The sequence below is a fragment of the Tenacibaculum sp. SM2510 genome (assembly GCF_057002845.1).
Window position 1 is genome coordinate 2,014,812 of record NZ_CP192703.1, and the last position, 16,441, is coordinate 2,031,252.

General features: G+C 31.3%; 15 protein-coding genes and 2 tRNA genes. 10 read left to right on the top strand and 7 right to left on the bottom strand.

Annotated elements, in window-relative coordinates:
- Positions 1–10: 10 nt before the first annotated feature.
- Both ACQ629_RS08995 and ACQ629_RS09000 read left to right on the top strand, forming a co-directional pair.
- Positions 11–82, top strand: a tRNA-Gln gene (locus ACQ629_RS08995).
- Positions 83–175: 93 nt separating this feature from the next.
- A tRNA-Gln gene (locus tag ACQ629_RS09000) sits at positions 176–247 on the top strand.
- Positions 248–523: 276 nt separating this feature from the next.
- On the opposite strand, the gene ACQ629_RS09005 is transcribed toward ACQ629_RS09000, so the two are convergent.
- Positions 524–871, bottom strand: coding sequence for an arsenate reductase family protein (locus tag ACQ629_RS09005; protein WP_483704266.1), 348 nt, complete (start codon positions 869–871; stop codon positions 524–526).
- 43 nt (positions 872–914) lie between these two features.
- Between ACQ629_RS09005 and ACQ629_RS09010 the strand changes: the two genes are divergently transcribed.
- Both ACQ629_RS09010 and ACQ629_RS09015 read left to right on the top strand, forming a co-directional pair.
- Complete coding sequence (locus ACQ629_RS09010; protein WP_483704268.1) at positions 915–1,370, top strand: DinB family protein; 456 nt, start codon at positions 915–917, stop codon at positions 1,368–1,370.
- A gap of 46 nt (positions 1,371–1,416) precedes the next feature.
- Positions 1,417–2,565, top strand: coding sequence for a cystathionine gamma-synthase (locus ACQ629_RS09015; protein WP_483704270.1), 1,149 nt, complete (start codon positions 1,417–1,419; stop codon positions 2,563–2,565).
- 92 nt (positions 2,566–2,657) lie between these two features.
- On the opposite strand, the gene ACQ629_RS09020 is transcribed toward ACQ629_RS09015, so the two are convergent.
- Both ACQ629_RS09020 and fbp read right to left on the bottom strand, forming a co-directional pair.
- Positions 2,658–3,266: a superoxide dismutase gene (locus ACQ629_RS09020; RefSeq protein WP_483704272.1), complete on the bottom strand. Its 609-nt coding sequence runs from the start codon at positions 3,264–3,266 to the stop codon at positions 2,658–2,660.
- A gap of 123 nt (positions 3,267–3,389) precedes the next feature.
- A complete protein-coding gene (gene fbp / locus ACQ629_RS09025) occupies positions 3,390–4,424 on the bottom strand; it encodes a class 1 fructose-bisphosphatase (protein WP_483704274.1) in 1,035 nt (344 codons plus the stop codon).
- Between the two features lie 157 nt (positions 4,425–4,581).
- Here fbp and ACQ629_RS09030 point away from each other — a divergent pair, with 157 nt between their 5' ends.
- The 3 genes from ACQ629_RS09030 to ACQ629_RS09040 are packed head-to-tail and all read left to right on the top strand — an operon-like array spanning position 4,582 to position 8,163.
- Positions 4,582–5,067: an N-acetyltransferase family protein gene (locus tag ACQ629_RS09030; RefSeq protein WP_483704276.1), complete on the top strand. Its 486-nt coding sequence runs from the start codon at positions 4,582–4,584 to the stop codon at positions 5,065–5,067.
- On the top strand, positions 5,054–6,298 hold the full coding sequence (locus tag ACQ629_RS09035; RefSeq protein ID WP_483704278.1) for an aspartate kinase: 1,245 nt from the start codon (positions 5,054–5,056) through the stop codon (positions 6,296–6,298). Before ACQ629_RS09030 ends, ACQ629_RS09035 begins: the two co-directional genes overlap by 14 nt.
- A 56-nt stretch (positions 6,299–6,354) precedes the next feature.
- Positions 6,355–8,163 carry a GNAT family N-acyltransferase gene (locus tag ACQ629_RS09040; RefSeq protein WP_483704280.1) on the top strand — a complete coding sequence of 603 codons (1,809 nt, stop codon included), beginning with the start codon at positions 6,355–6,357 and terminating at the stop codon, positions 8,161–8,163.
- Positions 8,164–8,521: 358 nt separating this feature from the next.
- Here the strand turns inward: ACQ629_RS09040 and rseP are convergent, their stop codons facing one another.
- Complete coding sequence (gene rseP / locus ACQ629_RS09045; protein ID WP_483704282.1) at positions 8,522–9,868, bottom strand: RIP metalloprotease RseP; 1,347 nt, start codon at positions 9,866–9,868, stop codon at positions 8,522–8,524.
- A gap of 156 nt (positions 9,869–10,024) precedes the next feature.
- Between rseP and ACQ629_RS09050 the strand changes: the two genes are divergently transcribed.
- The gene (locus ACQ629_RS09050; protein WP_483704284.1) at positions 10,025–10,702 is read left to right on the top strand and encodes an SCO family protein; all 678 of its coding nucleotides are present in this window, start codon (positions 10,025–10,027) and stop codon (positions 10,700–10,702) included.
- Between the two features lie 147 nt (positions 10,703–10,849).
- Here the strand turns inward: ACQ629_RS09050 and ACQ629_RS09055 are convergent, their stop codons facing one another.
- Both ACQ629_RS09055 and ACQ629_RS09060 read right to left on the bottom strand, forming a co-directional pair.
- Complete coding sequence (locus tag ACQ629_RS09055; RefSeq protein WP_483704286.1) at positions 10,850–11,194, bottom strand: SdpI family protein; 345 nt, start codon at positions 11,192–11,194, stop codon at positions 10,850–10,852.
- 3 nt (positions 11,195–11,197) lie between these two features.
- Positions 11,198–12,523, bottom strand: coding sequence for a serine hydrolase domain-containing protein (locus ACQ629_RS09060; protein ID WP_483704288.1), 1,326 nt, complete (start codon positions 12,521–12,523; stop codon positions 11,198–11,200).
- Positions 12,524–12,616: 93 nt separating this feature from the next.
- Here ACQ629_RS09060 and ACQ629_RS09065 point away from each other — a divergent pair, with 93 nt between their 5' ends.
- Positions 12,617–13,828, top strand: a complete 1,212-nt coding sequence (locus ACQ629_RS09065) for an aminotransferase class V-fold PLP-dependent enzyme (RefSeq protein ID WP_483704290.1) — start codon at positions 12,617–12,619, stop codon at positions 13,826–13,828.
- Positions 13,829–14,207: 379 nt separating this feature from the next.
- Here ACQ629_RS09065 and ACQ629_RS09070 read toward each other — a convergent pair whose 3' ends face one another.
- Positions 14,208–14,909 (bottom strand): Bax inhibitor-1/YccA family protein, encoded by a 702-nt coding sequence (locus ACQ629_RS09070; protein ID WP_483704292.1) that lies wholly within the window; start codon positions 14,907–14,909, stop codon positions 14,208–14,210.
- Positions 14,910–15,311: 402 nt separating this feature from the next.
- Between ACQ629_RS09070 and ACQ629_RS09075 the strand changes: the two genes are divergently transcribed.
- Entirely contained in the window at positions 15,312–16,340 is a 1,029-nt protein-coding gene (locus tag ACQ629_RS09075; protein ID WP_483704294.1) for a zinc metalloprotease, read from the top strand.
- Positions 16,341–16,441 lie beyond the last annotated feature (101 nt).

A 16,441-nucleotide genomic window follows, 5' to 3' on the forward strand; every position in this document is an offset into this window, starting at 1 on the left:
AATAAGTTATTGGCCTATGGTGTAATTGGTAACACACCGGTTTTTGGTACCGACATTCAAGGTTCGAGTCCTTGTAGGCCAACTTAATCCTTACGAAGTTCGTGAGGATTTCTTATAAAAACTGATTATTGTTTTTTAGTTTTAAAACATTGTTTCTATATTTGTAATAACTTATTGGCCTATGGTGTAATTGGTAACACACCGGTTTTTGGTACCGACATTCAAGGTTCGAGTCCTTGTAGGCCAACAAAAAAGCTTCTTAATCGTTAGATTTTGAAGCTTTTTTACGTTTAGTACTTTATGTGTTATAGGTGTTTTTGAAATGTCAGTCCGAGTGATTTTTGATGGAAAATTGTATTGAGAACTCATTTAGAGGCTAAAAACCTTATTCTCGATACAAATTTTACTTATTTCAATTGTAAAATTCACTTGAGTTTACAGGTTTTTATCAAAATAGATAAGAGCGATTACTTATTTTTTTGGAATGAGTGTTTTTATCTGTAGGATTAAATTCCGAAAACAACTAATTCACCAGTTCTTTTAGCGCTTCGACTACTTTTTTACTGTTTCCAATAAAAATTTTATCATGAACTATAAAAACAGGACGCTTTAAAAAAGTATACTCTTCTAAAATAAACTGTTTGTAATCGTCTTCGGTAATTGTTTTATTCTTTAAATCTCGTTCTTTGTATAATCTAGCTCTTTTGTTAAACAAGCTTTCATAGCTATCTGTTAGTTTTCTCATTTCTTCTAGCTGATTAACAGTTACAGCGTTTGTTTTTATTTCTTGCTTTTCAAATCCGTTAATATTTACTTCTTTTAATATGCGTCGGCAAGTATCACAAGTTTGTAAAAAATATACTTTCTTCATAGTTTAATAATTATCTTTGAGGTACGCTAAAATAAGTAGAATAATGAACAAGCAATTTGAAATTTTAAAAAAATCGAGAGAATTAGTTTTAAAAAAAATCGATCATTTATCAATAGAACAGTTACATAAAATACCTGAAGGGTTTAAAAATAACATTGCATGGAATGTTGCCCATTTGGTAGTAACACAGCAATTATTGAATTATAAATTATCAGGTTTAAATTGTTTAGCCTCTGATGAGTTAATAGAGACCTATAAAAAAGGAACATTACCAACAGAAACATTTTCTGAAGAAGAGTTTGAAGAGGTAAAAGAATTATTAGTAGGATTACCAGATACGTTGCAGGAAGATTATGAAGCAGGAATTTTTACTGAATTCAAAGAGTATGAAACAAGTCTTGGTTTTACCTTAGATTCTATTGAAACAGCAATTTCTTTTAACAACTTACATGAGGGAATTCATTTAGGAACTATAATGGCTTTATTAAAGTTAGTGTAGATATTTATTAAGTTAATTAAGAATTTGTTTTTAAATTTTAATAAAGATGAAATTCAACACAAAAACAATACACGGCGGTCAAGAGCATGAAGAGGCTACAGGTGCTGTAATGCCACCTATATTTCAAACCTCTACATATGCGCAATCTAGCCCAGGTGTTCATAAAGGTTATGGATATTCTAGAGGAGGAAATCCGTCACGAACTGCGTTAGAAAAAGCTTTTGCCTCGTTAGAAAACGGAACACACGGTTTTGCTTTTTCATCAGGCTTAGCAGCAATCGATTGTGTTTTAAGAACCTTAAATCCAGGGGATGAAATTATTGCGGGTGATGATTTATATGGGGGAACATATCGGTTATTCACTAGAATGTTTGAGAAATATGGCTTAAAGTTTAAGTTTGTTGATACAGATATTGTTGAAAATATAACAAATGCAATATCTGAAAACACCAAGTTAGTTTGGTTAGAAACCCCTACTAATCCGTTAATGAAAATTGCGGACATAGCATTGATAACCAAAGCTGTAAAAGCTAAAAACCCTACTATTTTAGTAGGTGTTGATAATACATTTGCAACACCGTATTTACAACGTCCTTTAGATTTAGGTGCTGATATAACAATGCATTCTGCAACAAAATACTTAGGAGGGCATTCCGATTTAATAATGGGAGCTTTAATGGTTAAAAATGCTAAGTTGGCAGAGGAATTACATTTTATACAATTTGCTGCTGGTGCTATTGCAGGTCCGATGGATTCATTTTTAGCTTTAAGAGGTATTAAAACGTTGCATTTACGTATGCAGCGTCATTGTGAAAACGGTAAAGCAGTGGCAGCATATTTAGTAGAGCATCCTAAAGTGAGCGATGTTTATTATCCAGGTTTAGCGAATCACCCAAACCACGATATTGCAAAAAAGCAAATGGATGATTTTGGAGGTATGGTTTCTTTTCGTTTAAAAGATGAAAGTAAGCAAGCGGCTTTTACATTTTTAGAAAACACTAAAATATTTACATTGGCAGAATCGTTAGGAGGTGTAGAAAGTTTGGTAAATCATCCCGTAACAATGTCGCATGGGTCTATACCAGAAGAAGCGCGTTTAAAAATAGGAATTACGGATTCTCTTATCCGTTTGAGTGTTGGAGTAGAAGATATAACAGATTTAATTGCAGATTTAGAACAAGCTCTTTTAAAATAATTTCAGCGTTAAATATATAAACAATAAAAAATCCGAAGTTTTTAAACTTCGGATTTTTTTATAAGCGTGAACTGTAAAAAGTAACTGCGTTACTATTTAGCATCAGCATATCTTTTTTCAACCTCGTTCCAGTTAATTACTTTAAAGAAAGCATCAATATAATCAGGACGACGGTTTTGGTAGTTTAAGTAATAAGCATGTTCCCAAACATCTAATCCTAAAATAGGAGTTCCACCACAAGTTACACCTGGCATTAATGGGTTATCTTGATTTGGAGTAGAACAAACCTCTATTTTTCCGCCTTTATGAACACATAGCCAAGCCCATCCTGAACCAAACTGAGTTGCAGCAGCCTTAGAAAAAGCCTCGATAAAAGCATCTTTAGAACCAAACTGAGCTTCGATAGCATCTTTTAATTCTCCAGATAAATAACCTCTATCTTTTGGGTTCATTACTGTCCAGAATAAAGAGTGATTGTAAAATCCACCGCCATTATTACGAACTGCACCATTACTCATATCTAAAGTAGCAAGAATATCTTCAATAGATTTCCCTTCTAGATCAGTACCTGCAATAGCAGCATTTAATTTACTTGTATATCCGTTATGGTGTTTGCTATGGTGAATTTCCATAGTTTTAGCATCTATATTTGGTTCTAATGCATCATATGCATATCCTAATTTTGGTAAGTCAAAAGCCATAATTGTATGTTTTTTAGTAAGTTAATAATTCATTAATATAATTGTAAATTTAATCCAAAAAAATAAGGCAAACAACTGTTTGCCTTATCGATAATTTATTTAGGTATAAATAATTGTTATTCTTTAATAAGTTGGTTTTTCATCTGCAGAAAACTCATTCATAAATCCTTCAGCTTTTTCTACCATTTGTTTACTTCCGCAGAAAAAAGGAACACGTTGGTGTAATTCTGTTGGATCTATATCCATAATTCTTGTAAATCCGTCAGTTGCTTTACCACCTGCTTGCTCACAAATAAAAGCCATAGGGTTACATTCGTATAATAAACGTAATTTTCCGTTAGGCGTAATTTTTGTTGATGGATATATATAAATTCCACCTTTAATCATATTTCTATGAAAATCGGTAACTAATGAGCCAACATAACGAGCAGTATAAGGTCTGTTGTCAGCTTCGTTTAGTTCTTTACAGTGAATTAAAAAGCGTTTCATTCCTTCTTGAAAATAAGTAAAATAGCCTTCACTTACTGAGTATATTTTACCAATTTCTGGAAACTGCATGTTTGGGTGAGATAAGTAAAATGTACCGATTGCCGGGTTTAATGTAAATCCGTTTACTCCATTACCAGTTGTAAAAACTAGCATTGTAGAGGTACCGTAAGCAACATAACCTGCAGCTACTTGTTCGCTTCCTTTTTGTAAAAAATCTTCTTTAGTAACAGGTGTGCCATCTGGAGAAACCCTTCTATATATAGAGAAAATAGTTCCAACAGATACGTTTACATCAATATTCGATGAGCCGTCTAAAGGATCCATCAGTAAAACGTATTTATTTTCGTTAGCTTTGTTTTGACCTTCTACCACCACAAAATCATCTTCTTCTTCACTTGCAATCCCACAAACAATTTCACGGTTAATTAGCGTTTGCTTAAAAAGATCATTTGCTAATACATCTAGCTTTTGTTGTGCTTCTCCTTGAATATTAACATCTCCGGCAGCACCAGTAATATCAACTAATCCTGCTTTTCTAATTTCATGGTTCACTACTTTGGCAGCCAATCGTATAGAGTTTATTAAGCGAGATAATTCCCCCGAAGAATATTTAAAATCTTTTTGATTACCAATAATAAACTCCCCAAGAGTCATGTGCTTGTTATTCATGTCGAATTTTTGTGTTGTGTACAAAGATGCCAACTTTTTTACGTTTCTACAACGATTTCGTATTTTAAAATTTTCAACAAAAACATACGATGTGTTTTAATTTTCTATTTGTTTTAAAGGAGTATTATAAAAATTATCTTTACACAAAAATTTTACAATGAGTTTTATAGTTAGATCAGGAGAGAGAAAAGACGCATCATCAATATTTAGCTTAATTATTGAATTAGCAGTTTTTGAAAAAGAACCTAATGCAGTGAAAATTACTGTTGATGATATAATTCGTGACGGGTTTTCAAATAAGCCTAAGTTTAAAACGTTTGTAGCAGAAGAGTTAGATGGTACGATTGTAGGAATGGCACTTTTTTATGAGCGTTATTCTACGTGGAAAGGAAAAACACTTCATTTAGAGGATTTAATGGTAACCGAAACTAAAAGAGGAATTGGGGCAGGAAAAAAATTATATACTTCAATTATGAAATATGCACAAGAAAATAATTTTAAAAGAGTTGCATGGGAGGTGTTAGATTGGAATGTAAATGCCATAGATTTTTATAAGAGTACAGGCGCTACGGTTTATGATCAATGGAGAGTTTGCCATATGAATGAACTAAGCTTAATACAATTTTGCAATGAGAATATTTAAGTTTGGTGGCGCATCGGTAAAAGATGCTAATGGTGTACAGAATGTAGCCCGAGTTTTAAAAGAAGAAGGTATCGAGAATGTATTGATTGTTATTTCTGCTATGGGAAAAATGACAAACGCTTTTGAGAAAATTATAGAAGCGTATTTTTATAAGAAAGAAAATTTAAAAGACACTATAGGTTTTGTGGAGAGTTTCCATAAAAAAATAATTGACGATTTGTTTTCAAAAAATCATCAAGTTTATAATAAAGTAGATTCTTTACTAGGTGATTTAAGTGGTTTTATGGCGAGTAATAAATCACAAGAATATAATTATGTATACGATCAAATGATTGGGTATGGCGAGTTGTTATCAACCAATATTGTAAGTGCATATTTATTAGAAATTGGCATAAATAATAAATTATTAGATGTAAGAGATTATATAAAAACAGATGTTAATTATAGAGATGCAAAAGTTAATTGGGAGTTAACAGAAAAAACGATTAAAGAAAATATAGATACTACCCAATTAAATATAACTCAAGGTTTTTTGGGAGGTGTTGGTGTAGAAACAACAACATTAGGAAGAGAAGGTTCTGATTATACTGCAGGTGTTTTTGCGTATTGTTTAAATGCAGATAGTGTTACTATATGGAAAGACGTTGAAGGTGTTTTAAATGCAGACCCTCGTGTGTTTGCTAAAACAGAATTGTTACATGAGATATCATATACCGAAGCTATTGAAATGGCTTTTTACGGAGCATCTGTAATTCACCCAAAAACAATTCAGCCATTAGAACAAAAAAACATTCCGTTATTTGTTCGTTCTTTTGATGATCTTTCTAATAAAGGAACCTGTGTTGGTCGCGGAAATAAAATAACACCTGAAGTTCCTTGTTTTATTGTGAAAAAAAATCAAATTTTGGTTTCAATTTCAGCAAAAGACTTCTCTTTTATGGTGGAGAGTAATATCAGTGATATTTTTAAAAAACTAGATGATTATAAGTTAAAAGTAAATCTGATTCAGAACTCAGCAATTAGTTTTTCGGTTTGTATTGATGATAAATATAATAACTTCGATGCCTTTTACAACGAATTAAAAACAAAATTTAATATAAAACCATATAAAGAGGTAACCCTTTATACTATTCGTCATTTTAATGAGCAAGCGATAAAGGAAATAAGAAAAAAAGGAAAATCGATTATCAGTCAGATTAATACTGAAACAGCGCAGTTGGTTATACAATAAAAAATGAAAGTGTCGCAAAATTCAGTTATATTTGCATTTATGCCAAATTTGAATTAATGGGATTAGTTACATCAAAAGAAATTGCTAAAGTTATTGGAGTTGATAAGTTCGGTGCTGCCGGAACTTTTATGGGTTGGTTGTTGATGAAAGTTTTACGTATTTCTGCGGTTAACAGATTGTATGATAATAATAAAGATAAATCTGATTTAGATTTTTTAAATGGTCTTTTAGATGATTGTAAAATTGAATTTGAAATACCAGAAGAAGACTTTAAGAGAATACCAAAAACAGGCCCTTTTATAACAATATCAAATCATCCTTTAGGAGGAATTGATGGTATTTTATTGTTGAAATTATTGGTTGAAAAAAGAGCGGATTATAAAATTATAGCAAACTTTTTATTACACAGAGCAGAGCCTTTAAAGCCTTACATAATGCCTGTGAATCCTTTCGAAAGCCGAAAAGATGCTAAGTCGAGTATGGCAGGTATTAAAGGAGCTTTATTGCATTTACGTGAAGGAAAACCATTAGGTATTTTTCCAGCAGGTGAGGTTTCTACTTATCGAGATGGCAAATTAATGGTTGATAAACCATGGGAAGACGGAGCTGTTCGTTTGATTAAAAAAGCAAAAGTACCCGTAATACCAATTTACTTTCATGCTAAAAACAGTCCGTTATTCTATATTTTATCTAAAATAAGCGATACGTTACGAACGGCTAAATTGCCATCAGAAGTAATTTCAAGTAAAAAGAGAATAATAAAAGTAAGAATAGGAAAACCTATTTCGGTAAAAGACCAAGAGCAATATAAAGATGTACCTTCTTTTTATGAATTTATAAGAAGAAAAACATACATGCTGGCAAATCCGTTTGAGAAAGCTTCTCAGAAAATTTTATCTAGCAAGAACTTAAAAATTCCGAAAAGAGTAAGCAAAATAACTTCTCAAAGAGCTCCTGATTTATTTATTAAAGAAGTAAATGATTTAAGAGAAAAAGGAAGTAGATTGTTGCAAAGTAAAAATTACGAAGTATTTTTTGCAAGTGCAAAAGAAATACCGAATCTTTTACATGAAATAGGTCGATTAAGAGAAATTACTTTCAGAGAAGTAGGTGAAGGAACCAATAAAGCAATTGATTTAGATAAATTTGACAGGTATTATCACCACCTTTTCTTGTGGGATAATGTGCAAAATGAATTGGTAGGCTCTTATAGAATGGGCTTAGGAAAAGATATTTATAAAAAACATGGAATCCATGGTTTTTATATTCATACTTTATTTAGAATAGAGCCAGAGTTGTATCCGATGATGCAAAACACTATTGAATTAGGTAGGGCTTTTATCGCTAAAAGCTATCAACAAAAACCAATGCCTTTGTTTTTATTATGGAAAGGAATTGTGCATACAACATTAAGATATCCAGAGTATAAATACTTAATGGGCGGAGTAAGTATTAGTAATCAGTTTTCTGACTTTTCTAAATCGTTAATGATCGAGTTTATGAAATCTCATTACTACGATCCGTATGTTGCACAGTACATTCACCCTAAAAAAGAATATAAAGTAAAGTTAAAGGATGCCGATAAAGACTTTGTATTTGATTCTACAGAAGCAGATATGCAGAAATTTGATAAAATTATTGATGAAATTGAACCAGGAGCATTGCGTATGCCTGTTTTAATTAAGAAATATGTGAAGCAAAATGCACGTTTGGTTGCTTTTAATGTAGATCCGAAATTTAACAACGCAATAGATGGTTTAATGTATATTAAGGTAGCAGAAATACCAGAAAGCACCGTAAAACCGGTAATGGAAGAGTTTCAGGCCGAGTTAGAAAAACGCGCTACAGAAAACATGAATAAATAGTAGATCAATTATTAAAATTTGATTGTTCGTAATTTATAAGAACTCACTTTACATCAACCTGAACTTGTTTCAGGTTTTCATCATAACAGATATTATTTATTATAAACATGTGATTCTGAAATGTATTCAGAATGATGCTATGATACTTGATTGTAAATAAAGATTATAGCTTAACTACTCGAATAAAAAAAGAAGCATCCTATTTAATAGGATGCTTCTTTTTTTAGCTTGAACACTTATTTTCTTATAGGAGAAAATAAGATTATAATATAATAGTATTTAATTCTTACTACTGATTTATAAACAGAAAAAGCATCGTAAAAATTACGATGCTTTTGTTATATGTAGTTTAGTATTTTTATTTGAATAGCCTAAAAATATCGTTACCGTTAGCAAATAGTAATAGAATAATAAGTAAAACAAAACCTGTTAACTGCGCATACTCTAAAAACTTGTCGCCAGGTTTTTTACCGGTAATCATTTCCCATAAGGTAAATACTACGTGTCCACCATCTAAAGCAGGTATCGGTAATAAATTCATAAAACCTAACATAATAGATAAGAAAGCGGTGATGTTCCAAAAAGATTGCCAGCTAAATTCAGCAGGAAAAACGCTACCGATAGAAATAAATCCACCTAAACCTTTATAAGCACCTGTACTCGGGTTAAAAACCTTTTTCATTTGCTTAATATAGTTTGTTAAGGTAGTCCATGCTTTTGTTGTTCCGGCAGGGATTGCCTCTCCAAAAGAATATGACTTTTCTGCCAATTCGTAATACCCTAATTTTTCTAAATCAGGTAAAGATACAGCTCCCCAAGAAACTCCCAGGTTTCCGTATTCAGAAACTTTAACAGGAACGTTTAAAATCTCTTTATTTCTTTTTAAAGTAACTGTAATGTCTTGTCCTTTTAAGCTTTGTAAAATAGGTTTTGCTTGATCGTAATATTTTATTTTTTGTCCGTTAATAGCAGTAATAATATCTTTTTTAAGAATATTTGCACTTGCGTTTAAGGAGTCTTTTTGTAAGCCTGCAATTATGAAAGGTTTTCTGTAACTGATAAAAGAGCCAGCATTTTTTCCGCGATCAATTAATTTAGAAATAAAATCAATAGGAATTACTTTTTCTACTTTTACACCGTTTCTTTCAACGGTATAATTGTTTCCATTAATAAACTCTAAAGGAAGTTCTCCAAATTTCTGAATCTGTTGCCCGTCTACAGAAAGTATTTTATCACCTGTTTGTAAACCTAAATCTTTACCTAACTGATCTTGTACCCAAATACCATCTTTTAAACTTTCGTTTGGTAAAAATTTTTCACCATAAGCATACATTAAACAGATGTATATAACGATACCTAAAACAAAATTTACAATTACACCACCTAACATAATTATTAAACGTTGCCATGCTGGTTTAGAACGAAATTCCCATGGCTGTGGCGGTAATGCCATTTGTTCAGTATCCATACTTTCATCAATCATTCCCGATATTTTTACGTATCCTCCTAACGGAATCCAGCCAATACCGTAAACAGTATCACCTATTTTCTTTTTGAATAATGAAAACTTATAATCGAAAAACAAATAGAATTTTTCTACTTTGGTTTTAAATATTTTAGCAGGAATAAAATGCCCTAATTCGTGTAAAACGATTAAAAGCGATAAGCTTAAAATAAATTGTGTTGCTTTTATTAAAATTTCCATAAAGGTGTATATCTAAATTTAAAATCGGACAAATGTACGTTTTTCATAAGAGCTGTAAAAGTTTGTAGTATAGATGAGGTTTGGTTTTAACAAATCTTTTATGATATAAGATATATAAGCCTTGTTTTTAGTCGTATTTTTGTGAAAAAGACTAAGATGGATTTAAAATTCTTTAAAAAATCAAAAATCACCATACTTTTTTTAATCGGTTTTTGTGCGGTAGGGATCCCTGTTTTTTATCATTTAGTAAAAGTTGAAGAAAAATTACCTATTTATAATCCAGCAGATATTAATCCAAGATTGGTAGATGTTTCTGTTAGAAAAAAGTCAAAAAATCATAAAATTGGTGATTTTAAATTGATCAATCAAAACGGAGAAACAATTACAAATGCCGATTATAAAGATAAAATTTATATAGCTGATTTCTTTTTTACGCGTTGCCAAACAATTTGTATTGTAATGGCTTATAATATGAGTGAATTACAAACGCATTATAAAAATGATGATGATATTATGTTTTTATCACATTCGGTAACTCCGGTGATGGATAGTGTGCCTCAATTAAGAAAATATGCGGATGCTAAAGGTGTAATTGACGGAAAATGGAATGTTACTACAGGCGATAAAAAGCACATTTATAATTTAGCTCGAAAACATTATTTTGCTGTTCTAGATGAAGGTGACGGTGGAGATAGTGATTGGGTGCATACTGAAAACTTTGTTTTAATTGATAAAAAAGGACAAATTAGAGGTTCGTATGATGGAACCAAGAAAGATAATATGCAAAAAATTATCGACGATATTACTTTATTAAAAGAAGAGTATGTTAAGTAAATTTATCAATAAGAAAGAATAACAATAATGCCAACCTGAAACAAGTTCAGGTTAGCATTTACTTTTTTCCATTAAAATTATGCATTAACGTCATTCTGAAATAAATTCAGAATCACATATAGTAAAAGCACTTAATCGCTATTAAAATTATTTTATCTTATTCCCTTCTTCGTCAAAATTCTTATTAATTTCTTGTTCTGTTTTAATCACAGATACCGCTAAAGACAATAACATAATTGCCATAGGTTGCCACGTTAATTCTTTAGCTATATATGCCAATATTAATGAAGCAATAAGTGAAATGGCAGAATAAATTAAGAATTGTTTATTAAAATAAGTATTAGCAAACTGCCAAACAACCTCATTTTTCATGGCTTTATTGGTTCGGTAACCATAAATAGCATTTATTTTTTTAGGCGGAAAGAAGTAAAAAAGAATACTGAATACTAAAAGGATTCCGTTTACAGAAAGTACGTAATAATATGGGTTCATTCGTTAGTTTTTAATTGAAGTAATAATTCCTTTTAATAGCGTATTCATATCGGCATTTTTGGTAAGACCTGTACGAACGACTACTAAATTTTCGTTTGGCAAGATAAAAACATTTTGCCCTTTATAACCATTAAAAGAATACATGTTTTTTGGCACATCAGGATATCTATTACCAGCATTTAACCAAATTTGAGCACCATACCAACCATCTGAACCAGGAGTTGGAGTTGTAGCGTAATCTACCCAATCTTTATCAAAAAGATGTTCACCATTCCATTCTCCGTTATGTAAATATAAAAGTCCAAGTTTGGCCCAATCTCTTGCTGTTGCCCAACCATAAGAAGAACCTACGTAGTTACCGCTCATATCAGTTTCTATAAGCATAGAGTTCATGCCAATTTTGTCGATTAACGCAGTATACCAATAATCTAAATACTCTTGGTGTGTTTTAAATTGTTTACGGATAAGCCCTGAAATTAAATTGGTGGTTCCAGAAGAGTAGTTCCATGTTTCGTTTGGTTTTCCCACAAGAGGTTTGTTTATTTGACTTTTAGTCATGTTTTCTTCAAGAAAAAGCATTTTAGTAACATCAGAGATTGTATTATAATCTTCCAACCATTCTAAACCAGAATTCATTTGTAGTAAATTATGAAGCGTAATGTTTTTTCGTTCATCATTTTTCCATTCATCAAATAAATTATCAGAATTCACATATAATTTTCGTTCACATTGTAAAATTCCAACAATAGTACTCGCAATACTTTTGGTCATAGACCAACCTAGTTGTTTAGAATTTTTATCAAATCCGTCGCTATATTTTTCAGCAATAATTTGATCTTTATAGATTACTAAAACCGAACGAGTTTGATTTATATCGTTAAAAATAGTATCAATAGTTTCGTTAAGTTTTTTATAATCAATATTTGAAAAAAGCGTATTTTTTTGATCAGCATTTCCATACGGAAACGGCGTAGAATTATCAGGTTTACTACGTTTAGGAACTAACGTTTTTTTAGAAGCATCATATGTGTCATTTATTAAAACAGCCCCTAAACCTTCTCTATAAATAGCCTTTCTTTTTAAAAGGCCAAAAGCAGAACCTGTAGCCGATTTTTCTTCTTTATTTATGGCATCAGAAGTTAAGTTAATAGGAGAAAAATTATTGTCGTTTTCATCAGTAAATGCTAAACCACGTTCCGCTAAAAAAACTGAGGAAGCGGTGTTTTTTGCAGAGTAACCCGCAAGAATATTTAACTTCGGATAATTAAAATAAACAGTAATAACCAATATAATAATAACCAGTAAGAGTACTCTTTTTAAATTCTTCATACAAAACAATTTTAGCAAATGTAAGAATTTAATTGTTTGATGTTTGTATTTGAAAAAGCAAGCAGTACCTTTGTTTAAAATAATGATTTTTATATGTTTAATGTAGACGAAATTAGAGCTGATTTTCCTATTCTGAATAGAGAAGTACATGGAAAAAAATTAGTGTATTTTGATAATGGAGCAACTTCACAAACGCCACAAGTGGTTATTGATGCTATTGTTGATTATTACTCTAACTACAATGCGAATATTCATAGAGGCGTACATACTTTAAGTCAGGAAGCAACTGATAAATATGAAGAAGCACGTCTTAAAGTTCAAAAGCACTTTAACGCAAAACAGTCGTATGAGATTATTTTAACAGCAGGTACAACACACAGTATTAATATTGTTGCTTCAGGATTTGCAGCTATTTTAAAAACAGGCGATGAAGTTATAGTTTCTGCTTTAGAACATCACTCGAATATTGTTCCTTGGCAAATGCTTTGTGAAAAAACAGGTGCGGTTTTAAAAGTGATTCCGATGGATGAAGACGGTTCATTACGAATGGATGTGTATCACGAGCTACTAAATGCAAAAACGAAATTGGTTTTTTGTAATCATGTATCAAATGCATTAGGAACCATAAACCCAATAAAAGAAATTATTCATGCAGCTCATAAATTCGGAGCTTATGTTTTAATCGATGGAGCACAAGCAGTACCACATATAAAACCGGATGTTCAGGAGTTAGATGCTGATTTTTATGTAGCTTCTGCTCATAAAATGTGTGGACCAACTGGTGTTGGTTTATTATATGGTAAAGAAGAGTTGTTAAACTTACTGCCGCCATATCAAGGAGGAGGAGAGATGATTGAAACCGTAACTTTCGAAAAAACTACTTACGCAGGGTTACCTCATAAATTTGAAGCTGGAACACCTAATATTTGCGGAGGAATTGCTTTCGGAGCAGCCATAGATTATATGAATGCTATTGGTTTTGAAAACATAGCAAAACAAGAAAGTGAACTGTTAGCATACGGAACTGAAGAATTAGAGAAAATTGAAAATTTAAAAATATACGGAACCACGAATAAAGCATCTGTAATATCATTTAATATCGAAGGAATTCATCCTTATGATATTGGAAGTATATTAGATAAATTGGGTGTTGCCGTTCGTACAGGGCATCATTGTGCACAGCCTATTATGAATTTTTATTGTATTCCAGGTACAGTGAGAGCATCATTTGCTTTTTATAATACCAAAGAAGAAATAGATATTTTGGTAACGGCTTTAAAAAGAGCACAAATGATGTTGAGTTAAAACTTTCTTTTAGCTAATAGCGTTTTGTATCAAACAAAAAGACCTCACAGATTTTATACTGTGAGGTCTTTTTAATTTAGAGCCTGTTTAAATTTTATCTAAAAAAAAATATAACAAAAAAATAATAAATCGAATTCGTCAACCTGAATTTACTTCAGGTTCACAACCTGATTTGGCATAACTCTACTTTTGATGCGATGCTGAACTAAATTCAGCATGACGATAATTTAATCTTATTTAAATATAAAATTGTGTAGAAATACCTAGCCCCGATTGAAGCATTTGTTTGAGCTCTTTTTTATTTTTCTTAAAAAAAGCGAGTGCTGAAAGCGGGAAATAGCTTCAAATTAATTTTAGAGTGTTTTAAATTTACAGACTCTTAATCTCTCGACATAAAAATTTGTAAAACATACCAAAACAACAACATTAAAGAAGCAAATAAGCCTAATGCAGCCGGTATATAATCGTCGGTAGAAAATTTGTTAACTAAGTTAGAAGTTTGGTATAAGATAGAACCTGCGGCTAAAACACACATTCCTACAGAAAACCATAAACCTAAATTAAAACCGAATAAAGTACCCGCAATAATAAGTCCGATTGCGATAAAGAAACCAACACTTAAGCCTGCTTTTATAAAAGAGAAATCTTTTTTGGTGATAAATACAATTGATGATATTCCCACAAACAACCCTAAAGTTACGATTCCGGCTTGTTTAATAACTTCAAAATTATTGGTGTAAGAAATAGCCATGTAAATAAGCGGAATAAAAATAAATGCTTCTGCAAATACATAACCCGAGTATGCTAAATATTGTAAGTTTTTATCTGATGTTTTTAAAGCCGTACTCTCAGCATAATTGGTAATCAACATAAAGCCACCTAATAATAATAGCCATTTATAACCTTGGGTCATCGATAAAGCAAACTCAACTATTGTAGCGTTTTGCAATAGTAAATATTCAAATACGATAAATAAAAGCACACCAAAACCAACATGCGCATAGGTTTTTTTGTAAAAAGCAACTCTATCTGTTTCTGATACTTGAGCTACAAGAACTTTATTGTTAAATGAGTTTTCCATAAATGTTTTTTAGAGTATAAAGATAGTTTTTATTAAGAATTAAATTACGTTTTTAGAAATTGTAATTAACGTATTCTTAATGTGTTTAAATTTAATGGTTTATGATTGTTTGTGTTTGAATTTGATGTTTTTTTAGATTTTTGTATAAAAATTAAACAATTTAATGTCGTTTGAAATAAGCCTTTAGAAGTGATTTTTAAAGAGAAAAGCGGTTGTATTAACTTTTATTTAACATTTAAAATAAAAGTGTATATTGCTCATCGTTAACAAACTCATTAAATTATTGATTAATTGATAATAAATTAACAAGTTTATCTGTTATAATTAAATAAGTGAGGTTTTAACAAGGTTATTGTCCAAAGGGGATGATTATTAATTAACTTATTTTAAATTTTTTACAAAATGAAAAGAATTTTTTTAACATTAGCAGTAGCTGCTTCGATTTTGGTAGGATGTCAAGACAATGCTAACGATTCGGGATTACCAACTCAAGAGGCAATTGACATGAGTGACTTCTATTTAGTTACTGAAGACAATCAAGCAAGAGGTGGTGCAAATGATAAGTGTCATTCAATGAAGGTTTTAAACCGACAATTAAAAGAAAACAAAGGATTGCATAAAAAAATGTATGATGTAGAATATGCTACACGTAAATTTGTAGCAGCCAAAGGAAAGCCTACCAACGGTGGAGGTGGAGGTACTCCTCCTGAGCCAGATAACTTAGGGATAGTTAATATTCCTGTATATGTACATGTTATATACAGTAATTCAAACGAAAACATTAGTAATGCACAAATTGCTTCTCAAATATCAGTATTAAATGCTGATTTTAGAAAGCAAAATTCGGATGCAAATAGTACACCAGCTGAATTTGCTGCTGTCGCTGCAGATTCTGAAGTTTCATTCACATTAGCAGGTACTTTTAGACATGCTAGTTCTCAGTCATCTTGGGGAACAAATAATTCAGTAAAATCTGCTTATCCACCTGTAACTCCTGAAACTCACTTAAATATTTGGGTTTGTGAAATAGGCGGTGGAATTTTAGGATATGCACAATTTCCAGGTGGTAGTTTAGCTACTGATGGTGTGGTATGTGGTCCTCAGTATTTTGGAACAACAGGTTATGTGTCTGCTCCGTTTGATGGTGGTAGAACGATGACTCACGAAGTTGGTCACTATTTAAACTTACGTCATATTTGGGGTGATGGTAGATGTCGTCAAGATGATTTCGTAGCTGATACTCCATCTTCAGATGGTCCTAACTATGGTTGTCCTACTTATCCAACAGTAAATTGTAAGTCTACTGATATGACTATGAATTATATGGATTATACAAATGATGATTGTATGACTATGTTCTCTGAAGGTCAAAAATTAAGAATGAGAGCTATTTTTGCAGCAGGAGGTTCAAGAGAATCTATGTTAAACTAGAAAACGTAAAAATCTTTTTTAAAAGATTTGATAATAAATTAAAAGTCAAGAGAATTTTCTCTTGACTTTTTTTATTTTTATAAAATGAACAATGGTGAAAT